At 35.5% G+C, this 22,574-nt stretch carries 22 protein-coding genes; 11 read left to right on the forward strand and 11 right to left on the reverse strand.

Annotated features, from left to right (window positions below; translation table 11 throughout):
• Positions 1-88: 88 nt before the first annotated feature.
• Positions 89-1,597 carry a glutamate--tRNA ligase gene (gltX, locus tag ABD692_RS15035; protein ID WP_316754910.1) on the forward strand — a complete coding sequence of 503 codons (1,509 nt, stop codon included), beginning with the start codon at positions 89-91 and terminating at the stop codon, positions 1,595-1,597.
• A gap of 80 nt (positions 1,598-1,677) precedes the next feature.
• On the opposite strand, the gene ABD692_RS15040 is transcribed toward gltX, so the two are convergent.
• The gene (locus ABD692_RS15040) at positions 1,678-2,838 is read right to left on the reverse strand and encodes an FAD-dependent oxidoreductase (protein ID WP_344768266.1); all 1,161 of its coding nucleotides are present in this window, start codon (positions 2,836-2,838) and stop codon (positions 1,678-1,680) included.
• Positions 2,839-2,847: 9 nt separating this feature from the next.
• Entirely contained in the window at positions 2,848-3,603 is a 756-nt protein-coding gene (locus tag ABD692_RS15045) for a DUF6597 domain-containing transcriptional factor (protein WP_316754906.1), read from the reverse strand.
• A gap of 133 nt (positions 3,604-3,736) precedes the next feature.
• Between ABD692_RS15045 and ypfJ the strand changes: the two genes are divergently transcribed.
• The 7 genes from ypfJ (at position 3,737) to ABD692_RS15080 (ending at position 11,626) form a co-directional block, all read left to right on the forward strand.
• Positions 3,737-4,576 carry a KPN_02809 family neutral zinc metallopeptidase gene (ypfJ, locus tag ABD692_RS15050; RefSeq protein WP_316754904.1) on the forward strand — a complete coding sequence of 280 codons (840 nt, stop codon included), beginning with the start codon at positions 3,737-3,739 and terminating at the stop codon, positions 4,574-4,576.
• A gap of 103 nt (positions 4,577-4,679) precedes the next feature.
• A complete protein-coding gene (locus ABD692_RS15055) occupies positions 4,680-5,828 on the forward strand; it encodes a sensor histidine kinase (protein WP_344768269.1) in 1,149 nt (382 codons plus the stop codon).
• A gap of 36 nt (positions 5,829-5,864) precedes the next feature.
• Complete coding sequence (locus ABD692_RS15060; RefSeq protein WP_316754900.1) at positions 5,865-9,449, forward strand: response regulator; 3,585 nt, start codon at positions 5,865-5,867, stop codon at positions 9,447-9,449.
• A gap of 16 nt (positions 9,450-9,465) precedes the next feature.
• Entirely contained in the window at positions 9,466-9,846 is a 381-nt protein-coding gene (locus ABD692_RS15065; protein WP_316754898.1) for a response regulator, read from the forward strand.
• The gene (locus ABD692_RS15070) at positions 9,839-10,657 is read left to right on the forward strand and encodes a CheR family methyltransferase (RefSeq protein ID WP_344768271.1); all 819 of its coding nucleotides are present in this window, start codon (positions 9,839-9,841) and stop codon (positions 10,655-10,657) included. The genes ABD692_RS15065 and ABD692_RS15070 overlap by 8 nt, the downstream gene beginning before the upstream one ends.
• Positions 10,642-11,226, forward strand: a complete 585-nt coding sequence (locus tag ABD692_RS15075; RefSeq protein WP_344768273.1) for a chemotaxis protein CheB — start codon at positions 10,642-10,644, stop codon at positions 11,224-11,226. Before ABD692_RS15070 ends, ABD692_RS15075 begins: the two co-directional genes overlap by 16 nt.
• Before the next feature lie 34 nt (positions 11,227-11,260).
• A complete protein-coding gene (locus ABD692_RS15080) occupies positions 11,261-11,626 on the forward strand; it encodes a response regulator (RefSeq protein ID WP_344768275.1) in 366 nt (121 codons plus the stop codon).
• Here the strand turns inward: ABD692_RS15080 and ABD692_RS15085 are convergent.
• The 4 genes from ABD692_RS15085 to ABD692_RS15100 all read right to left on the reverse strand — a co-directional run bounded on the left by ABD692_RS15085 (position 11,623) and on the right by ABD692_RS15100 (position 16,842).
• On the reverse strand, positions 11,623-12,576 hold the full coding sequence (locus ABD692_RS15085) for a DUF3137 domain-containing protein (RefSeq protein WP_344768277.1): 954 nt from the start codon (positions 12,574-12,576) through the stop codon (positions 11,623-11,625). The two genes, ABD692_RS15080 and ABD692_RS15085, sit on opposite strands and share 4 nt — an antisense overlap.
• On the reverse strand, positions 12,576-13,133 hold the full coding sequence (locus ABD692_RS15090; protein ID WP_344768280.1) for a LemA family protein: 558 nt from the start codon (positions 13,131-13,133) through the stop codon (positions 12,576-12,578). Before ABD692_RS15090 ends, ABD692_RS15085 begins: the two co-directional genes overlap by 1 nt.
• 60 nt (positions 13,134-13,193) lie before the next feature.
• Positions 13,194-14,993, reverse strand: coding sequence for a hypothetical protein (locus ABD692_RS15095; protein ID WP_344768282.1), 1,800 nt, complete (start codon positions 14,991-14,993; stop codon positions 13,194-13,196).
• A gap of 61 nt (positions 14,994-15,054) precedes the next feature.
• A complete protein-coding gene (locus ABD692_RS15100) occupies positions 15,055-16,842 on the reverse strand; it encodes an AsmA family protein (RefSeq protein ID WP_344768284.1) in 1,788 nt (595 codons plus the stop codon).
• Between the two features lie 104 nt (positions 16,843-16,946).
• Between ABD692_RS15100 and ABD692_RS15105 the strand changes: the two genes are divergently transcribed.
• On the forward strand, positions 16,947-17,507 hold the full coding sequence (locus tag ABD692_RS15105; RefSeq protein ID WP_344768286.1) for a 5-formyltetrahydrofolate cyclo-ligase: 561 nt from the start codon (positions 16,947-16,949) through the stop codon (positions 17,505-17,507).
• Between the two features lie 6 nt (positions 17,508-17,513).
• The gene (locus ABD692_RS15110; protein ID WP_316754882.1) at positions 17,514-17,672 is read left to right on the forward strand and encodes a hypothetical protein; all 159 of its coding nucleotides are present in this window, start codon (positions 17,514-17,516) and stop codon (positions 17,670-17,672) included.
• A gap of 84 nt (positions 17,673-17,756) precedes the next feature.
• Here ABD692_RS15110 and ABD692_RS15115 read toward each other — a convergent pair whose 3' ends face one another.
• From ABD692_RS15115 to ABD692_RS15135, 5 genes are read right to left on the reverse strand one after another with little or no spacing between them, the layout of a single operon-like run.
• Positions 17,757-18,743 carry a formimidoylglutamase gene (locus tag ABD692_RS15115; protein WP_344768288.1) on the reverse strand — a complete coding sequence of 329 codons (987 nt, stop codon included), beginning with the start codon at positions 18,741-18,743 and terminating at the stop codon, positions 17,757-17,759.
• Entirely contained in the window at positions 18,736-20,007 is a 1,272-nt protein-coding gene (gene hutI / locus ABD692_RS15120) for an imidazolonepropionase (protein WP_344768290.1), read from the reverse strand. The genes ABD692_RS15115 and hutI overlap by 8 nt, the downstream gene beginning before the upstream one ends.
• Positions 20,004-20,579 (reverse strand): hypothetical protein, encoded by a 576-nt coding sequence (locus ABD692_RS15125; protein WP_316754879.1) that lies wholly within the window; start codon positions 20,577-20,579, stop codon positions 20,004-20,006. Before ABD692_RS15125 ends, hutI begins: the two co-directional genes overlap by 4 nt.
• 9 nt (positions 20,580-20,588) lie before the next feature.
• The gene (locus ABD692_RS15130) at positions 20,589-21,356 is read right to left on the reverse strand and encodes an exodeoxyribonuclease III (protein ID WP_344768293.1); all 768 of its coding nucleotides are present in this window, start codon (positions 21,354-21,356) and stop codon (positions 20,589-20,591) included.
• Positions 21,356-22,075, reverse strand: coding sequence for a peptidylprolyl isomerase (locus ABD692_RS15135; protein ID WP_316754876.1), 720 nt, complete (start codon positions 22,073-22,075; stop codon positions 21,356-21,358). Before ABD692_RS15135 ends, ABD692_RS15130 begins: the two co-directional genes overlap by 1 nt.
• A gap of 94 nt (positions 22,076-22,169) precedes the next feature.
• On the opposite strand from ABD692_RS15135, the gene ABD692_RS15140 reads away from it, so the two are divergent.
• Positions 22,170-22,574 carry an HYC_CC_PP family protein gene (locus ABD692_RS15140; RefSeq protein ID WP_344768295.1) on the forward strand — a complete coding sequence of 135 codons (405 nt, stop codon included), beginning with the start codon at positions 22,170-22,172 and terminating at the stop codon, positions 22,572-22,574.

The raw sequence follows: 22,574 nt of genomic DNA on the forward strand, positions 1-22,574 counted from the left end.
ACATATCTTTGCATCGTCTTGCGTTTTGCGCATAGCGATGAACATTTAGTTGTTTAACGCCAAACGCTTACCGCTCAACAAACCAACCATGGATAAAAAAGTTAGAGTAAGATTTGCACCAAGCCCAACTGGTGGCTTGCATTTAGGCGGTGTACGTACAGCCTTGTTTAATTATTTGTTCGCTAAAAAGCACAACGGAACTTTTGTTCTACGTGTTGAAGATACGGACCAAAATCGCTTTGTAGAAGGTGCTGAAGAGTATATTGTAAACTGTTTAAACTGGTGCGGAATTACACCAGATGAAAGTCCGAATAAGCCTGGGGCTTATGGCCCTTACCGCCAAAGCGAAAGAAAGCCAAGTTATCGCAAATTTGCCGAGCAATTAATTAGCGATGGTTATGCGTATTACGCTTTCGATACGCCTGAAGATTTGGATGCTAAACGTAAGGAAATTCCAAATTTTCAATACGGACAAGCAACACGTATGCAAATGCGCAACTCTTTAACTTTAACCATTAGTGAAGTTGAAGACTTATTAGCCGTAAAAACACCGCACGTTATCCGCATAAAAGTTCCTGAAAACGAAAATGTACATTTTAACGATTTAATTCGTGGCGATGTATCTTTCGAAACCGCAATTGTTGATGACAAGGTTTTGCTTAAGGCTGACGGAATGCCAACTTATCATTTAGCCGTTGTAGTTGATGATAAAGCGATGGAAATTACTCATGCCTTCCGTGGTGAAGAATGGTTACCATCGGCACCAATTCATATTTTACTTTGGAAATATTTAGGCTGGGAAGCCGATATGCCGCAATGGGCACATTTGCCGTTAATTTTAAAACCCGATGGACATGGAAAATTAAGTAAACGTGATGGCGACCGCTTAGGTTTTCCTGTTTATGCGATGAACTGGACTGATCCAAAAACAGGTGATGTAACCAAAGGATTTAAAGAAATGGGCTTTATGCCAGAAGCTTTTGTTAACATGCTTGCTCTTTTAGGTTGGAATGATGGAACCGAACAAGAAATATTTTCGCTAACCGAATTAGAAGAAAAATTTTCTATTGAAAGAATTAGTAAAGCTGGTGCTAAATTCGATTTTGAAAAAGCAAAATGGTACAACCACGAGTGGATTAAAACAGAAAGTGCAGAGCGATTGGCGACAGTTATTTCAGAGGAATTAAAAAATGCAGGAATAGAAGTAAAAGATCAGTCTTACTTAAATACAGTTATCGATTTAATCAAAGATAGATGTACATTATTGCCTGATTTTGTGGCACAAAGTGCTTACTTTTTCACTACGCCAACAGCATACGATTCGGCTGCTGTGAAACCAAAATGGACAGCAGAAAAAGCTGAATTTTTTACTGTTTTTGGTTCAACTTTAAACTTAAGCAATGCTGCTGATGCAGAAGCTGCTTTTAAAGCACTTGCTGAAGGAAAAGGATTTAAACCTGGCGAATTAATGTTACCATTCAGAATTATGTTGGTAGGCGGTAAATTTGGGCCAGGTGTTTTTGACATTGCTGTTTTACTTGGCGAAGCCGAAACAAAATCAAGAATTGAAAAAGCAATAGCTGTTTTTAATAGTTAGTGTAGCGAATAAAACTTAGAAGCCCAGAAGTAAAAATCTGGGCTTTTTGCTTTCCAGTACATTTCCAAACTGATCGCCAATTAATGTTGGCCAAACATCGTTAACATTTCATGCAAGGCCGTATCTGAATGCATTCGCTCACCGTTTTCAACCGAATCTTTAGCCGCAACTGCTGCTCTTTTACGCATTTGTGTTTCGTAAAACGAAATTGCTTCTTGCACAGTATGGTGTTTATCAGCCGTTAAACACTCGCTTAACTCCAATGCATCAAGCATAGCCATATTTGCCCCTTCTCCTGCAAAGGGAGGCATTGCATGCGCTGCATCACCAAGCATGGTTAAATTTGATAACGCTTTCCAATTTTGATCAAATGGCATGCAATAAATTGGTCGAGGAATAACTGGAGCATTTATATTTTCAAATATTTCATACCAAACGTTGCTCCATTCTGGATATTCACTTTTAAACCAATTCAATAACTGCGTTTTATTTCCATAGTCTAAACCATTATTGGTTGCCCAACTTTCATCAGTTTTAAAGCTGGCGTAAAAACCCAAATCGCCGTTACCTTTTTGTCCGCCCAATAAACATTTCGAATTTCCAAAGGCCATTACTTTACCGCCATTTAGCATTGCATTAATTTGAGGGGTTAATTTTTCGGCATTGTAAATATTTATTTCAAGCATGGTGATGCCTGTATAAAAAGCTTTAACATCTGTTAAATATGGGCGAATTTTAGAGTTAGCGCCGTCAGAAGCAATTACCAAATCTGCGTAGGCATATCTGCCGTTTTTGAAGTGTAATAGCCAGACATCATTTTGTTTTTCCATGGAAATAAAATGGCTATCCCACACAACGGTATCTCGCTGCAAAGACTCTAACAGCATTTGCCTTAACGGACCACGATCTATCTCTGGACGAAAATATTTGTTCCCAAAGTCTTCTTCTACTTTAGTTTCATGGTCGCTGAAAAATATTGTTGCGTTTTCATTTACTATGATTTTTTTATCCGCACCTGGGCGAAAATTCTTTTTAAACTCTTCTATTAAATTCGCTTTACGTAAAGCCGCCAAGCCCGATTCTTCATGCAAATCGAGTGGCGAACCTTGCACACGGGCATCTTTATTAAAGTCTCTTTCGTAAACTTTAACATTTGCGCCTTTTAGTTGTAGCAACCTTGCAAGTGTTAATCCACCTGGGCCACCACCAACTATGGCAATTTGCTTGTTTTCTAATTTCATAACACAAAATTATTCCCTATCAAGCACTGAAAATTGTATAAATCGGTCGTTTTTGTTTTTTAATAATTCTTTAGGTACAACACCCGAAAACTTTTTTATTTCCCTGATAAAATGGCTTTGGTCAGTAAAGTGTGATTCTGGAAAAAGCTGCCCCTGCGCAATATGATCCAAAGATCCACGGAAACGCAAAATATTGCAGTATAATTTTAACGAAATGCCGTATTGCTGGTTAAAATACCGATTGATTTGCCGACTGTTCCAATACACACTTTGCGAAAGCTCTTTAACGGTTAATGAGCCTTTTGAAGCATAAATTAAATCAAAAAGTTTCTGTTTCCGCTCGTCTATATTTTTTGGTAAAAGTGAATGTATTTTTTTTGAGGCCTTTTCGCAGAAGCCGTCGAAATTTTCAAGATCCTTTTCAGTAAAATCCCAAAAATTTAAGGGCATGTATTCTGCATAATTCAATAAATTAGAAACAACATTTTGAAAAATATATTCTGTTGCAAGCAATTTAAAGCTTATGGCAAACATCAGCGTTTTGGCTTTCAAAACCACTTTTGAAGGGAATGTTTCAATCCCTGAGCGGACAATATGAAAAGGCTCAGCTTCAGATTTAGAAAAAGTCAATTCCAATCTTCCATCGGGCAAAACCACAATATCTTTGTCCTGATCTGATTGGTTATGCAATAGCCAAAAGCTTTCTACAAAATCAGAAACTGATTTATCGGGCCTGGTTAGTTTGAAATTCAAATCCTTGTCCATTGTTAATTGTAAATTTAATCTTTTCAGCTAATCCTCAACTTAAAAAATATCCCTCAACTAATAAAAAAAATATTTTATACTTTAGTGTTACAATTTCAATTAATAGGGTATTCATTTAAAAAAATTTAAAGCTATGCAGTGGTTCGGTAAAGGAAGTAATAATGTTGAGGATGGCAGAGGCGGCGGCGGCGGCAAAACTGCTTTAGGCGGTGGGGTCGGCATTATTATTATTGTATTGGGTTTAATTTTCGGAAAGGATTTATCTGGATTGGTTAGCCAGTTACCACAAACGGGAACAACAGAAGTTAAACAGGGCGTTCCAGAAAATGATGCACAGGCAAAATTTGTTTCTGGTGTTTTAGAATCTACAGAGCAAGTTTGGGATAAAGAATTTGAAGCTATGGGTAAAACTTATGAGCATCCAAAAATGGTTCTTTTTAGTGATGGTGTTCAAACCGCTTGCGGAAGTGCAAGTTCGGCTGTTGGTCCTTTTTATTGCCCTGGCGACCATAAAGTTTATATTGATTTAACGTTTTACGATGAGTTAAAAAACCGTTTTGGTGCCGCAGGCGATTTCGCTCAAGCTTATGTTATTGCTCATGAAGTTGGGCATCATGTTCAAAATCTTTTAGGTATTTCCGATAAATTGCAGCAAGCCCGTGGGCGCGTTAGCGAAACTGAATACAATCGTTTATCAGTTAAATTAGAATTACAAGCCGATTTTTTTGCTGGTCTTTGGGCACACAACGCACAAAATTTAAAAGATTTTAGATTAGATGAAGGTGATATCGAAGAAGCTTTAACCGCAGCAAATGCCATTGGTGATGATAAATTACAAAAGCAAGCTACAGGGGAAGTTACACCCGATTCTTTTACTCACGGAACTTCGCAACAACGTATGTTTTGGTTTAAAAAAGGTTTCGAAACTGGCGATATTTCTCAAGGCGATACCTTCAAATCAAATAATTTATAATTTTTAAAACATTTTCAAAACTTCTTTGTTTGCTTTCAGTTAAGGGGTAATTTTCCCTTAAAATCAAACAAGATTAACTAGCTTCCCTAATGTTTTATAAAAGATGATCCTTATTGTTGATGACAGGCCTGAAAACCTAATTTCTTTACAGAAAGTACTACAAGCTAATAATTTCGAAGTCGATACCGCTTCATCTGGAGAAGATGCCCTTAAAAAAGTTTTAAAGAATAATTATGTGCTGATCATTCTGGACGTTCAAATGCCAGACATGGATGGTTTCGAAGTAGCAGAAGCCATTTCAGGGTTTAGCAAGGCAAAAGACACCGCAATTATTTTTCTTTCTGCAGTAAACACCGAACTAAGGTTTATAACAAAAGGTTATTTGAATGGTGGTTTAGATTACATTACTAAACCTGTGGATATAAATGTGCTTTTACTAAAAATAAAAACCTTTTATCGTATTTACGAGCAAAGCAGAAAACTTAACGAAGTACAAGAGAAACTGCTCGAAGAGATTGAGTTTAGAAAGCTAGCAGAAAATAAAAAAGACGAATTCATTAGTATTGCCAGTCACGAATTAAAAACACCTTTAACCAGTGTAAAAGGTTACATCCAACTACTTCAGCGAAGTTTAAGTAGAGATGATAAAACCATGGCCGAAAACCACCTGGCTAAGGCAAGTACTCAACTCGAAAAATTAAACGACCTTATTGTTGATTTGCTTGATATTTCTAAAATTGAAAGCGGAAAGCTGAAGTTTAACATGCAAAGCTTTTGCGCCGATAACATGGTTAATAATGCAATCGAGATGCTTCAGCAAGCCAATCCCGATTTCAAAATTAACAAACTTGGCAAAACCAATGAAATGGTTTTTGGCGATGAAATACGACTTGAACAGGTTGTAATTAACTTTATAACCAATGCCATAAAATATGCTCCAGGTACTAATCAGGTAAATGTTACTATAAACATAAAAGACGGACAACTTTACCTCTCTGTAAAGGATTTTGGAATTGGCATACCGAAAGAACAACAGCAGAAAATATTCGATAAGTTTTATCGGGTGGAAGAAAACAGTAACCGATTTAATGGTTTAGGAATTGGTTTATACATTTGCGCTGAAATTATAGCAAGACATGGTGGCAAAATTGGCGTGAATAGCGTTATCGATGAAGGTTCCGAATTCTACTTTATTATTCCTACTGATGAACAAACAATATCAGAACAAGAAGAGGCATCAAAAACCATTTAATAAAAATCCCCAAACAAAAAATAGCATACAATTTTAATGAAAACAACTCTTAAAAATAATTTACGTTTAGGTTTAGGCTTATCGCTTATTATTCTTTTTATCAGTTCGCTTGCTTCATACATAAGCATTAGTAATTTAATAAAAAGTACCGATCTGGTTAAACACAGCGACGAAGTAATTTTAAATGTAGAAGGTGTAATTTCAACTTTAAAAGATGCCGAAACAGGACAAAGAGGCTACCTGTTAACAGGAAACAAAGTTTTCTTAGCACCATACAACGGCGCAACTGATACGGCTCTTGCGGCTTTAAACAAAATTGCCGCAAGCACCAAAGACAACCCAAATCAACAAAAAAGTATTGCCGAACTTCGTGATATTATGGTTCGTAGATTGAACATCATAAAATCTACAATCGAAATTAAATCGTTAGGCGGCAATGTAGACCCAACAGTTCTTTTCCAAGGCAAAACCTATATGGATCAAGCTCGTTCAGTTGTTCAGCGAATGGTTAAGGAAGAACGAAATCTCTTAGAACAACGAACGATAGAACTTAACAAGCTTACTGCTTATACTCCAGTTTTAATTGTAATCGCAGCAATTTTAGCCATTTTAATTACCCTGTTTTTTTACAGAAAGGTTTCAATCGATTTTGATGAACGCGTTTTACTTCAAAAGGAAATTGAAGATAAAAAGTTCGAAATGGAAAAACGTATTATTGCTATTAAAGAAATTGCCCACCAAATTTCTGAAGGCAATTACGGTACCACTATGGATAGCCAAACTAAAGATGATATTGGCGAGCTTTCCTATTCGTTAAACACCATGTCTTCTTCGTTAAAAAAATCGTTCGATACGCTTGCCGAAAACGAATGGATACAAACTGGTGTTGCAAACCTGAATGTTAAAATGGTTGGCGAAAAAGATGTTTTCAGCTTAGCTGATGATATTATCGAATTTCTTGCAACTTACACAAAGAGCCAGATTGGAGCCATTTATTTGTTTAAAGATGATGGTCGCTTGCATTTAAAGGGACAATATGCTCTGAACGGACAAGATTTAAGCAAAGAGCTGGAGCTTGGTGAAGGTTTAATTGGCCAGGCGGTTAAATCAGGTAAACAAATTTTGTTAGATGAAGTACCACAAGGAGGATTAACAGTTAGTTATGCAACAGGAAATATAAAACCTGCGCAATTATTGGTGTTACCAATTATTAGAAATTCTATCTCGATTGGCGGTTTAGAATTAGGCACAATAGGTTCTTTTAGCGAATTACACTTACACTTTCTAAATCTTATTCTTTCTGATCTCGGCACTGCATTATTAGGTGCTCAAAACCGTCAAAAACTGCAACAATTTTTAGAAGAAACTCAGGCACAATCAGAAGAACTACAGGTTCAACATAATGAGCTTGAAGGCATGAATGCGGAGTTAGAAGCGCAGGCTCAAAAACTTCAGGCATCAGAAGAAGAACTACGCGTTCAACAAGAAGAGCTGTTACAAAGTAATCAAGAACTCGAAGAAAGAAGTAGTTTGCTTGAAGAAAAGAACGAACTTATTGAAGAGCGTAATGCAGAAATACAACAAAAAGCAGAAGCATTAGAATTAAGCACAAGATATAAATCTGAGTTTCTGGCAAATATGTCACACGAGTTACGCACGCCATTAAATTCAATCTTACTTTTATCCAGATTGATGGCCGAAAATGAAGCAATGGATCGCGAACATCAGGAATATGCAGAAGTTATTCAGAGTTCTGGACAAGGTTTGTTAAGTTTAATTGATGAGATTCTTGATTTATCTAAAATAGAAGCTGGCAAAATGGAGCTCGACAGAGCCAATATTAAAATTGATGAGGTAATGTTAAACATGGCTTCGTTATTTAATCCTTTGGCAAAAGAAAAAGCCTTAAAACTGGTGATCGATAAAACGAACGATGTGCCAGAGTTTTTTCATACCGATAAAATGCGCTTGGAACAGATTTTGAAAAATCTATTATCAAATGCAATTAAATTTACTACTGAAGGAGCGGTGACGCTTAACATCGAGAAAAACGAAAATCTGAATGCATTAATCTTCAAAGTACAGGATACAGGCGTTGGAATTGCACCCGATAAACAAGGAATGGTATTCGAAGCTTTCCAACAAGCTGATGGTTCTACCCGCCGTAAATTTGGTGGAACAGGCCTTGGGCTTTCGATTAGCAGAGAACTCGCAAAACTTTTAGGAGGTTATATCGATTTAACCAGTAAAGAAAACCAAGGAAGTACTTTTACCTTAACCCTGCCGATTGATAAAAATAAAGGCATTGAAAACGAGACAAAAAGTGCCTGGGAAAAACCTGTTGCCCTGGAATCAACAACTCCAAAAGTTACTCGTTTAACGGTATCAAATATCCCACAAGAAATTGAGGATGATAGAGATAATATTCTCCCTGATGATAAAGTTATTTTAATTGTTGAAGATGATACCCCTTTTGCAAAAACGCTTTTGGAATTTACCCGAAAACGTAATTATAAAGGCCTGGTTGCCGTTCGTGGAGATGTTGGAATTGAGATGGCTAAAGCCTACAAACCAGTAGCCATATTGCTCGATATCCAATTACCAGTTAAAGATGGATGGCAGGTAATGGAGGAACTAAAATCATCTCCTGATACACGCCCAATTCCAGTGCATATTATGTCATCACTTCAGGTAAAAAAAGAAAGTTTACTTAAAGGTGCGGTAGATTTTATTAATAAGCCATTTGCTTTTGAGCACATGCAAGAGATTTTCCAAAAACTGGAACATGCGCTTAGTCGTCACCCAAAAAAGGTGTTAATTGTTGAAGAAAATGAGCAACATGCAAAAGCTTTAAGTTATTTCTTAAGCAATTTCAATATTCAAACCGAAATAGCAACTAAGGTTAGCGACAGTGTATCTGCATTGCATAAACCAGATGTTAATTGTGTGATCCTGGATATGGGCATTCCAGATAAACATGCCTACGAAACTTTGGAGGTTGTTAAGAAAACACCTGGATTAGAGAACTTACCAATTATTATTTTTACAGGTAAAAACCTATCTAAAGGAGAAGAAAACAGAATTAAACAATATGCAGATTCTATCGTTGTAAAAACAGCGCATTCTTACCAACGTATTTTAGATGAAGCTGGATTATTCCTTCACTTGGTAGAAGAAAAGAATAAAGAAAAAACTAAAACATCTAAAAAATATTCAGAATTACAAGATGTTTTAAAAGGTAAAACTGTTTTGCTTGCTGACGATGATGTCAGAAATATTTTCTCGTTAACAAAAATGTTAGAGCAACATCAAATGAAAGTTATCGCTGCAACCGATGGGAAAGAAGCTTTAAAATTGTTAAATGAAAATCCCGCCATTGATGTTGTTTTAATGGATATGATGATGCCAGAATTAGATGGCTACGAAACCACAACAGCTATAAGGCAGAATATTAAATACAGAAACTTACCTATTTTAGCCGTAACCGCAAAAGCAATGATGGGTGATCGTGAAAAATGTATTGCTGCAGGCGCTTCCGATTACATAAGTAAACCTGTTGATTTAGATCAGCTAGTTTCTCTTTTACGTGTTTGGTTGTACGAAAATCATCATAACGCTTAATTCTCTTATTTAAAATATGTCTCAAAAGTTAGTACTTATAATTGATGATGATTATCGAAACATTTTCGCTCTTAAAGCTGTTTTAAGAGCCAAGGGCTTTGGTTGTTTATCAGCTCCTGGCGCCAAAGAAGGTTTTGCCATTATTGAAGAAAATGAAAATATTGCTGTTGTCTTAATGGATATGATGATGCCAGATATGGACGGATATCAAGCCATATCTGCCATGAAAAAATCAGAAAAAATGTGGAACATTCCCGTTTTGGCAGTAACAGCACAGGCAATGGTTGGTGATAAAGAAAGATGCTTGAGCGCTGGTGCCTCGGGTTATGTTTCGAAACCAATAAATGTAGATGAGTTAGTAGAACAGATAGAAGAAGTTACAAAAACAGGTGATTAGCGACGCGATAGATAATGAACAGATAGAAACGCTTTTAAGTGATGTACTAGAGGCACATGGTTACGATTTTCTGGAGTATTCCCATGCTTCAATAAAAAGACGAATTACACGCTTGTATGCCTTGGATAACTTTGTAAGCTTTGCTGAATTTAGATATACCGTTAGAACGGATAAGCAATATTTTAAGCGATTTTTAGAAGAAATTACGGTAAATGTTACAGAAATGTTTCGCGATCCAACTTTCTATAAGGCGCTTAGAAACGACGTTTTACCTGTTTTAGGCACTTATCCATTTATCAGAATTTGGGTTGCTGGATGTTCTACTGGAGAAGAAGCTTATTCATTGGCAATTGTATTAAAAGAATTAAACCTTTTACACAAATCGCTTATCTATGCAACCGATATTAATCCCTCGGTTTTAGAAAAAGCAAAAAAAGGCTTATTTCCTTTAAATCATTTAAAAACATATTCTGAAAACTACGTTAATTCAGGTGGTTTAAAAGACTTTTCTTCTTATTACTCCGCAAACTATTCGCTTGCTAAATTTGATGAAACACTGAGCTCTAAAATGATTTTCTCGACCCATAATCTGGTTTCTGATCATTCTTTTAATGAGTTTCAGCTTATTCTGTGTCGCAATGTACTGATCTATTTTGATAAAGAATTGCAGCATAAAGTTTTTCAGTTATTCGATAACAGTCTGGAAAAATTAGGTTATTTGGCATTAGGTAGCAAAGAAAGCTTAGATTTTTGGAATCGATCTAAAGAATATAAGCGCATCAGAACGGAAAAAATATGGCGAAAACTGTAGAATCCAGAAAATGTAGTGCTTTAATTATTGGCGGTTCTGCTGGTAGTTTAGATGTTTTGCTAGAAATTTTTCCAGACTTAAGTAGCGATATCAACTTCCCTATTATTTTGGTTACGCACCGTAAAACAGGTAACGATTCTTTATTGAGTGATCTGCTTAAAAACAGAACGAAATTAACGGTTAACGAAGCAGAAGAAAAAGAAATAATTTTGCCAGGAAATGTTTACATTGCTCCTGCAGATTATCATTTATTAATTGAAGAAAATCATACCATTTCTTTAGATTATTCAGAAAAGATAAACTATTCCAGACCATCTATTGATGTGACTTTTCAATCGGCTGCCGAAATTTTTAAAGATGAACTGGTTTGTATTTTACTTTCGGGATCTAACGCAGATGGAGTAGCTGGATTAAAAATTGCAAACAGTTTTGGTGGTTTAGTTGTTGTACAAAATCCAAACACAGCAATTATGCCTTATATGCCCCAACAGGCCGTTAATGAAGTAAAACCTGTTGTGGTTTTGGATGCCTTTAACATGGCAGAATTTATCAACAATCTGATTAATTAAAAAAATATAAATTACGCTTCGGAAGGTAAAATTTATGACTGAAACAAAAAAAGTATTCGTTTTCGATGACAATAGAGATATTTTAGATTTATGTACCTTCATTTTAGAAGATGCAGGTTATGAAATCAGAACATCTGAAAATGCTAGTGATATAGAAAACCAGGTTGCAGCATACATGCCCGATATCATTTTTATGGATAATTGGCTGCCCGATTTAGGTGGAATTCAGGCCACAAAAGCAATAAAGAATCACTCTGAGTTAAAACACATTCCAGTAATTTATTTTTCGGCCAATAACGATATTTCTGCGTTGGCCAAAGAAGCTGGAGCAGATAGTTATTTATCTAAACCGTTTGATATTAACGATTTGGAGGAGATTATTAAAAAGTATATAAGCTAATTTTTACCCCAAATCCTGGTATTCAAATCAAGCTCCCTAACAATATCATACATAAAGTTAATTATCGCGATATCTTCATTTAATAAATCGGGATTTAAGAGTGTTTTGAAAACAGGAGCCTCAAAATAATTCCTATTTAAAGGAAACGCAATATACATTCTGCTGTCGATAAACGATAGTGAAACTGTATTTTTTGCATTTCTGTTTAAGGTTAAAATGCGTTCCATCATCGCTGGCGTTAAAATATATCGAGCCTCAACCTGATCGGTTGAATGCGTGATAAAGGTCTTATCAAAATCCGTACTTTCGAGATTAATTACATTTTTATCACTAAATGAAAACAAATTTTTAGAAAACCAGGCGCCCATTGTACCGAAAAGATCTTTTGGTTTTACTAATGTAACACCCTTAAAGTTTTTATTAAAATCGGCTACGAAAATTATACCTTTAAAAATATCATGCCATTCGGTTCTGGTACCGTTTTTAGTTTGCACCTCTCTTTTATATTCTGCATGAATTTCTGCAAAATAAAAGCCTGTTTTCGCTGCGTTTCCGCTAACCAGATCTTCAGTATGATAACGATCGGGTTGTTCAGAAAAAAGTTGAGTGCTACAAAACTCAGAAACGGGAATACCATTGTAAGGTTCAATTGTTAAGCTCTCATCTAGCGATTTAAGCGCTGTCCCAATAACATGAGTTTTAAATGCTTCTTTATAAGCTTTCAGTGCATCGGCAATTTTGTAAAGAACTATACCGCCATAAATAGCACCGAAAAGCCCAATAATAACTCCAGGCACAGGAATGCCCCACACAGAAAACCCTATTGCAACTATAATACCTGCGCCTATAAAAAGATAGCCTTTTTTTTGCGTTGATGATATTTTAGCCCGCTCGGTTTCTAACGTAGCAAGTACATTTTGTAGTGTTGCGTTATTTTCAATATTAACCATTAACTATTGAAAAGATCTTTTGCGCTGATGTTTTTGCGTTCTTCTTGTGCAGTTTCTAAAACCGCCATAGGCTGAAAGTTCAACATTCCAGCAAACATGCTTCCAGGAAACATCATAATCGCGTTATTGTAATCAGTTATTGCAGAGTTATAAGTTCTTCTGGCTGCAGCAATTTGCTCTTCACTTTCTGTCCAGGTTGTTTGTAAATTAATAAAGTTGGTATTTGCCTTTAAATCTGGATAGTTTTCTACATTTAACATTAAGCCTTTTATACTGCTACTTAATTGCGTATCAATCGTAGCTTTCTCTGCATCACTAACATTTCCAGAAACCGCTTTAGCTCTTAACTCTACAATTTTGGTAAGCGTTCCTTGTTCGTAAGTGGTATATTGTTTCACCACTTCAACAAGATTTGGAATCAAATCGAAACGTTTTTTTAACATTACATCAATTGCAGAAAATGCATTTGTAACCTGATTTTTCTTTCCAATTAAAGAATTGTAAAAGAAAATTCCCATTAAAAACAGGAAACCAATAATAACGAGGGCAATAATCATAATTTCAGTTTTATAAGGTTTAGAGCATAAATATATTAAAACGTTACAATTATTTGTTTATCAACGATTTTCTTTCAATTTCTGTCGCTCTATTCTCTTCTGCCGTCTTAGTTCACGACTTTCCTTAATGGCCTTAAATGTGGCTATATGGCTTCGAATTTTTGCCTGTTTTTCTTCGGTAATACCAACACTATGTTTAATACCAACGAACAAGCTTTTCCAAATCATATTAAAAAAAGAAGTGTTTGGAGGCCTCTCATAAACTACATTTTCGGAGATAAGCTTTTCATTTGGCCCGGGATTTTCAGCTTTGATGATCAAGGCGTTTGCCAAAAAAGAAAGTAAACCTCGCTTAACCAAATGATCTTTTTCTGGATCATTTTTCATCAAAGCAACAGATAAATCGAAATAAGAAAAATCAACAGTTCCTTTGGTTCCAAAATCATCAGCCTTAAAATCAAATTTAAGTTTATCTACATTACCACGGTTAATTCGAACCAAACCTAGCGGTTTTGTAATTTGATTTAATACCCTTGCGTTAAAATTCTGTAAAATCCCACTGTAAGAAAAATCTCCAGTATGAGCCGCTAAATCAAATTTAAAATCGACATCAAGCTTGCCCTGACCTAGAAGATAAGTGTTTAATTTGGCTTCCATAATCGGATTTTTAACCTTTACCGCTGCAATATTTGTTGCATTAGAAATTATGCCTGAAGTATGTTCAAAAGAAATCCGACCTCTTTGCTGACTTTCTTTATTATAAACCGCATAGCTAATATCAATATCCTTTAGTTTTATTTTATCAACCAAAATTGGTGCATCCAAGCTCTGCAAAAGCTGGTGCGGATATTTCCCAATTCGGCTAACTTTACCCCGATCAGGCAAACTGTTATTATTAAAAACCGCTACAAATCCATTAGCGATTGTCATTTCTTTGGCCCTTAATTCTTGCCTGCTAATGTACAGCGGTAAATTAATGCCACTTAATGAAATATTATTCATCAGGATACTAAACCGATCTTTTGCATAACCAGCAACTTCACCGAATTTCATCTCATCGTAAAGTGGTTCTACAGCAAATTTGTTAACCCTTAATCGGCCTGTTGATGCTCTGAAATCAAGTTGGCTAAGTTTCAGGTTATACATTTTATCGGGCGTTGGATATTTATAATCCTTTAAATTTATAATAACATCTTTCAGCAAATAGAATCTTTTGGTGTCTTCAAAGGAAGTAGAATCAACAAGCAAATCAACAAGTGTAATGTTTAAATCATCGATTGAAAATACTTCGGGTTTGGTTACATTTTTATTGATGTAATTGAAACTAGCATCTCTAAAACGAATATTTTTTATGCTAAACTCTTTCAGGCTTTTGGAGATAAAGGTATAAGGCGATTGAATAGGTCGAGGCGCTCGATTTTCATTAAAATCGAGTTGCTTGTTAATCATGTACACTTCAGGTTTATCAAACAAAACATCTTCAATTTGAAGCTTTTGTTCGCGATAAAGTATAAAAGGATGAAAATGATTAACTACCAGTTTTTTTAGTGAAACCTGATAGAGATTGTTTGGCGCTCTTTTTAAAGCCACCAATTGTTTATAACGAATCGTATCTGGAGTAATTTTTACATTTTGAAGTGTTGCACTTCCCGTTAAAATATTCGTACTAACCTTAGTAAAGGTGATGGTATAAAGACTATCAGTTGATTTATAAAGCAACGTTTTAATCTGCGATGTTAATAGCGGGCGAGATTTTACATTAAGAAACCAGGCAATTGATGCAAGTATTGCTGCCAATATTAAAAGTATCCACGCAGCCCATTTTATAAACCTGTATCGATGTCTTTTTTTTTCTGGCATTTCATTAAGGACTGTTTTATCAGCAATATACATTTAAAACGTATTTGTTAAAAATGTGCGCCTAATTTTTATCCCTTTTTTCTTTTCGTGCCTCTTTTCTGTCGGCTCGCTTTTGTTCTCTAATTTTCTTTGCTATAACTTTTTGTTGTTTTACTGGGTTCTTTTCAGGAACGATACCAACCCCTACAATATCCTTTATGCCAATAAAAACTGTTTTCCACATCAGGTTAAAAAATGAAGCAGAGTTTATTCTTGTATTGGTCATTGTCGCGGTTCTTGGCGATTCGCCTTTCTTTGGATTCTCATCTTTTACAAGAACAGCATTAGCCAAAAATGATAAAAACCCTTTTTCTTTTGTGCCTTGTCCGTCAATATTATCAGATAATAATTTCACCTTTAAGTTGGTATATAGCATACTCATCGAGCCAGTTGCAGTGCGAAGATTTCCATTGGCTTTAAAAGCTACTTTCTGAATGTTTCCACTTTCTATTTCTATCAAACCAAGGTTTTTTGAAAGCGAGTTTAAAGCTTTCATGTCGAAGTTCCCTAAGTTACCGCTGTAAGAAAATGCGCCGTTTTTATCCGTGAGGTTAAAATCTATCTTCACATTCAACTTGCCAGTTCCCATTAAAAGTGAATTTAAATCGGCCACGGCATGATTATTTCGCTTCAATTGCAAGGTATCATTAGTGAAATTTAAAATATTCCCTGTTAAGGATTTAAAATCTACCGAGCCTGTTTTTTTACTTGCAGGATTATACTCGCTATATTTTAAATCAATATTTGTTAATTTAACGGTATCAATATCCACAGGAAAATTTAATCTTTTCAATGCCATGTGCGGATAGTTTTGGCCTTTATCAAATCCTGGTGGCGGCGGCGATTCACGACTCATAAATACTTCTACCTTAGCTGGGCCAATTTTTAGTGATTTTGCACGAAGTTTTTGATCGCTATTTAAACCCATAAAATCTACACCATTAAATTCTACTTTATCAAAAGCCAAATCATATCTGTCTTTTTGGATATTGTATTTCCTGGCAAAAGTTAATTCTGGATATAGCGGCGTTAATTTCAAACCTTTAACTGTAATTTTTTTTGATGCAACAGAGCCTGTTATCGTATCTACTTTCATCGAGTACATTTTATCTTTAGTTATCGATTTATAACCTGCAAGTTCAAAGGAAATGTCTTTCGTGTAATAAAATCTACTGCTATCATTTGCAGAAAGAGAATCCAATAGAAAATCGTTTATTGAAATATTCAGGTGTTTAATCGAGTTTTTGGTCTTCTTTAAACCTGTTTTGTTAATGTAATCAAAATCCGCATCGACAATTTTTACCGTTTTTATATGCAACGAGTTGAAAGTTTTAGAAATTTGTTCATAGAGCGTTTTCTCGCTTTTAACTGTGTCAGGCTGTTTTTCAACCTTATTTAGAATCATGTTGATAGAAGGCTTATCCAAAATAATGGCATTAACATTTGCCTGTTTTTTGAAATATGCCGTTAGTATGCCAACTCCTGTAATTTGGAGCTTTTTTAATTTAAGTTCGAAAATATAAGCTGGTGCCAATTTTTGCGTTTTCAAACTATCAAAAACAGCCGTATCTGCAGTTAACGTAACATCTCTTAATGCTAAACTTCCTGTAATTACGTTTAGATTAATACTTTTAAAATCAATTTTATAAAGATGTTTCGAGCTGGTGTAAACGCTCTCTTTAATTTTTTCGGTAAGTATCGGCTTCCATCTGGCACTTAAAAACATTGCTCCAAAAGCGAGAATTAAAATTAATCCGCCAACAATACTGGTTATCCAAATCCAGATTTTATTTCTATTTTGAGCTGTCATTATCTTGCTTTATCGATAGGTAACAGCTGGAAAGGAGAAAGGTTTTTGATTTGAAAACAAGCGCTCGCCTATCTTGTTGTAAAAAAATATAATTTTGGAAAACGATGTTAAAAGCCGAAATCAGAAAACAAGCGATAAAAGATAGATTAACGATTAGCGATATAGAATATGAATCGTTAAATAATGGCTTGTTAAATCAATTCATAACGCTGGATTTTAGCGCGGTAAAAACGCTGCACATCTTCCTGCCAATTGAAGAAAAGAAAGAGCCTAATACATTTTTATTGATTGAATGGCTGGCAGAAAAGCATCCTCAAATTAAAATCATCGTTCCGAAAGCTGATTTCGAAACCGCCTTAATGACCAACCACGAATACTTGGGCATAGATGATTTACAGAGAAACATTTATAATATTCTGGAACCTCAAAAAGCGAGTATTCATAATGGCGAAATCGATATGGTTTTAATTCCGCTTTTAGCTTTCGATAAACAAGGCTATCGTGTGGGGTATGGAAAAGGCTTTTACGATCGGTTTCTTGAAAATATAAATGCTCAGAAAATAGGCTTATCTTTGTGGCCAGCAATAGAAAAGATTGATGATGTTAATAAACACGACATCCGCTTAGATCTTTGCATTACTTCAACAGAAATTATCAAATTTTAAACAATCATGGCAACCGAAATCGTTATCAAAACCGAAAAACAGTACGAAGACAATATGATTGCTGTATTTGAATTGCAGGAAAAAGAAGAGCTAACAGCCGACGATTTAAAACAAATTGAATTGATGTTAAAAGCAGGTGAAAAATACGAGGCAGACCATTTGTAAATATTAATTTATGTATTCCCCATTGGCTACTCTGTTTCTGCGAAAAAGAATCTGCTTGATTCCCGAATCTATCGGAAAACAACCCTAAGCCTGCGCCTTAACAAAATCGCTCACTAAATATGCGATCAGTTTCGAGGTTAATTTACTCACTCTGCCATCGAGTAATCGCGTTGCACCCTCACTGATGTGTAAATAAGAAAAACGCTTTTCATTTGTTAAAATCAACCTTCTAATATCATTTACAGAAAATCCAGATGGTGTTTCTGCGCTCGAAAGTACATTTTGAATAGAGTCTAAATCTATCTCCAAACCAGCAATAGTACTTAAGCCAGTGAAAAAATTTTGTTCCTCTATTCCCTTCAAAATATCATCAAAAAACACTGCTTTTAACTGTGGGTTAGATTCAATTTGATTTAAAATAGCTTCGTTGTTATAGTTTTGATGTAAACCATACATGAAATAGTTTTCTAGGAATTTTTCAGCTAAAGCGTAAGTAAATCCGTTTCCGCTGTGCCTTCCCTCCTGATCTCTTAAATCGGCGTGAGCATCAATATTTAAAACATCAATGGCTTTTTTGTGCGCTAAAGATGTTCCTTTAATCATCGGAAATGCATTATTGTGTCCGCCACCAATTACGATTGGAATTTTGCCCGCAGCAACGATTTTTTCGATAACTGGATAAACCAAATTATCAATTTCAGTAACCTTAACTCTTAAGCAATCAATCTCTGAATCTTCAGGTTCCTCAATTTCAAAATGACCCAAAACAAGAATTTCTTTTCCATTTAAAAACTGATTACTTTGAATATTTAAGAAAGCCACTAAGGCTGGACGCCAGGTTGTAGATGTACCAGCGACACCCGAATTCGCCCGAACCCCAATATCTTCTGGAATACCTAAAAGCACAAATTTTGCACTGCTGTTTTTAAGCCCTTCCAAAGAAATTTTATCAATCGATGAAGAGTCATTCGGATTATATATTCCAACGTTTTCACCAAGCTTCCTTTCTCCCTTACGATGAATGATCAGGTTATCAATATCGCTTTGCGAATATATTTTAAGACTATCCATTGTAAATTTTCCCGTTTAAAATAATGGTCTCTATTTGCGTTTCACCAAAACTATAAGGCAAATAGGCAATTGAAGGCATCGGTTTCGTAATAAATAAATTTGCCTTTTTTCCATTAGCTATACTCCCATAAGTACCGCTGATTTCCATTGCAGCGGCTCCATTTAAGGTTGCCGAATTAATCGCTTGCTCTGGTAGCATTTTCAACTTTATACAACCTAACGAAACCACAAAATTCATATTTCCAGATGGTGTTGAACCTGGATTATAATCTGTAGCCAATGCAACAGCAACATTTGCAGCAATTAAGCTTTTAGCATCTGCGAAAGATATCCCGAGATAAAACGAGCATGAAGGTAATAACGTTGCTATTGTAGAGCTATTTTTTAATGCAAAAACAGTTTCTTCGTTTGTTTCTTCAAGATGATCGACGGAGATTGCATTATTTTTTATGCCGATTTCTACAGCTCCTGAAATTGAAAGTTGGTTGGCATGTATTTTCGGTTTCAGGTTGTATTTTGCGCCAGCCTTTAAAATCTGATCTGTTTGTTCGACTGAGAAAAATCCCTTTTCGCAAAAAACATCGATATAATCGGCCAGCTTTTCTGCTGTAATTTGAGGCAGCATTTCTTTAATAATTAAATCGATGTAAGCCTGCTGATTATTTTTATACTCACTTGGAAAAGCATGAGCAGCCAGGAATGTAGCCTTAATGGGAATCGGAAAATTTGCCTTTAATTTTTTGATAACCCTGAGCATTTTGATCTCGCTTTCAACGGTTAAACCATAACCGCTTTTTATTTCAACGGCTCCCGTTCCTTGCAAAATCATTTGTTTTAAGCGAATAGAGGCACTCCTGTAAAGCTGATCTTCGGTTGCAATTTGCATTTTACTGGCCGAATTTAAAATTCCGCCCCCAGCTGCTGCAATTTCTTCGTAGGTTTTACCCTGAATTTTCATGGCAAACTCTTCCTCGCGGGAAGCTGCAAAAACAATATGTGTATGGCTATCGCACCATGATGGAAACACAAATTTACCTTCAGCTGAGATTTGAGTTGGGAGAGACGAAATTTGTGAAGGAATATCATTCATCGTTCCAAAATCTTTAATGAAATCATCTTCGATCAAAAGCCACGCATTTTCCAAAACAGGCAAATTGTTCATCTCCTCGCCACGAAGAACTAATTTATCTTTCGGATGTAAGCCAACAAGGCCCTTAATATTTGTAATTAGCATATTTGGTTTACTTTCGATTTGTTCTATCACCAATTTGGCGCAATGTAGGTTAGCCCTTTTACAGCCGTTTTTTTATAAACATCTGGGCTAAATGGCGAGTTCTCTATCAGTCTACGGATTTTCTTCTCATTGTAGCCGATATTAAAATCAACCCTCGGATTATCGTGCATTACAATCAGGTTTTTATTCTCATCAATATAGCCGTATTCTAATTGTATCGAACCAGCGTCGATATCACCATAAATCTGCATTTTAATTACATTGCCTTTCATAATGTAATATCCAACAATGCCAATATCTGGATTGTTAATATCGTCTATTTTTGGTGAATCTTTTAATCCTTGTAACTTGAATCGTCCATCGCTATAAAAACGGATGTATTTATCTTTCTTTTTATAGCCGTTATTGTTTTTATAGTAATATCCGTTTGATAAATAATAGATGGAATTTGTATCAATTAAGGAAAGATTTAAGCCTGCGAAGCTCTTTTTATAGGAAAATTTTTGACTTTTCGGCGGTCTGATATAGCCTGCATCGTTTACAACATAATGCGTACAGCTAGAAGTTAGAACTACCACAATGAAACAAAAGTAAATTTTCATAAAATGAGATTATTCCAGCTCTAATAAAACAGGACAATGGTCTGAATGTATAGCGTCGGGCAAAATTCTTACATTTTTTAACCTGTTTTCCATTGGCTTTGATACTAAATGATAATCGATACGCCAGCCCAAATTCTTCCCTCTCGAACCAGATCTGTAACTCCACCAGGTGTAATGGTGTGGATCTTTGTTAAAGTGTCGGAACGTATCTATAAAACCATTATCCAAAAATAGTTGCATCCACTCGCGTTCTTCGGGCAAAAACCCAGAGGAATTTGCATTAGATTTTGGATTATGAATATCTATTGAAGTATGGCAAATATTATAATCTCCGCTGATAATCAAGTTAGGTATTTCTTTGCGTAATTCTCCAATGTATCCATCAAAAAAACGCATAAACTCATATTTTTTAACCTGCCTTTCGTCACCACTCGAGCCCGATGGCATGTATAAACTCATTAATGAAAAATTATCGAAATCGGCTCTTAAAATTCTTCCCTCTTTGTCAATCCATTCTTCGCCACAGCCATATTCTACGTGATTGGGTTTTGTTTTGCTTAAAATCGCCACTCCGCTGTAGCCCTTTTTCTCTGCTGGAAACCAATAAGGATGGTAGCCCAATTGTTCTATTAATCCAATAATTTCTGGGATTTGAGACGGCAATGCTTTAACTTCCTGCAGGCAAACCATATCAGCATTTGTCGCTTGTAACCATCCGAAGAAGTTTTTTGTACTTGCCGCCCGAATTCCGTTAACGTTATAGGAGATGATTTTCATTACGATTTTATAATCAATTTATCTTTCAAAATTCCTTTCGCCAACTGTTTCTCCAGCTTCTTCGCTTCTCTCCTTTTCAAAATTGTAATGTCCATTTTTACATCTTGTTTCGGTCGATTGTTTTTATCTGTTGTTAAAACAGCAATTTTATCAACCATATCTAAGCCAACAATGATTTCGCCATAAACGGTATAATTTCGATCTAAATGTGGTGAACCGCCAATGTTTTTATAAACCTGTCTTTGCCATTCTGGGATTTTAAATTTCAGGCGTTTTTCTTCTACGCTATTTAGTTGTTCATCAGTAAAAATCTTTCCCTGCACCAAATAAAACTGGCAACCACTCGATGCTTTTTCTGGATTATTATCTCTCGCCGCCGCTAAAACACCCTTTTTATGAAATAAGCTATCCCGAAACTCGGCAGGAATTGTGTACCCGACATCACCTTCACCTAAAAGTGAATCAGGTTTAGCGGTTTTTGAATCAGGATCACCGCCTTGAATCATAAAATCTTTGATCACCCTGTGAAATAACGTTCCATTATAAAAGCCCTTTTTGGTAAGTTTTAAAAAATTATCGCGGTGTAAAGGTGTTTCGTTATAAAGTTTTACAATACATTCTCCAAATTCGGTTTTAATACGGATGTATTGATTTTTAGGCTTAGCTGCAAAAGCAGAAAGCACAGAAAATGTGCAGATAAATAAGATTAATTTCTTCATTTGAATCGTGTTTGCGGCTAAATTAAGCTAAAAAATGAAATTCAATAAATAATACGAATGCAATTTAGATGTTTTTTGCGTTACCTTTGTAATAATGAAACTCAGACAGAAAATAGCACTTACTTTGGCCGTATTTTATGCGGTTAGTGTTATGGGTTTGGCTTTGAGTTTGCATTTCTGCGGTGGTAAACTGGCCAATGTAAAACTTTTTAGTAACGAGCTTTCTTGCAAATTATGTAAGGATATCCCTGCAGAAAAGATAAAAGATGATGGTTGCTGCAAAAATACACAGGTAACGGTTAAAGTAAAAGACAGTCATCAAACTGAGGCACAAGTACAAATGCCAAAGTTATTTTCTATCCAATTATTTCTTCATCCGCCAGTTTTAGAATTTCTTACCAATATTACCCCGAAATTTTTTAGCAAAATTTCGAACAAGGCACCTCCACTTTCCACAAGAGTTGCTTTGCACGTTTTCAATTGCATTTTTAGGAATTAG

The sequence above is a fragment of the Pedobacter ginsengiterrae genome, from assembly GCF_039537385.1.
Taxonomy (GTDB): domain Bacteria; phylum Bacteroidota; class Bacteroidia; order Sphingobacteriales; family Sphingobacteriaceae; genus Pedobacter; species Pedobacter ginsengiterrae.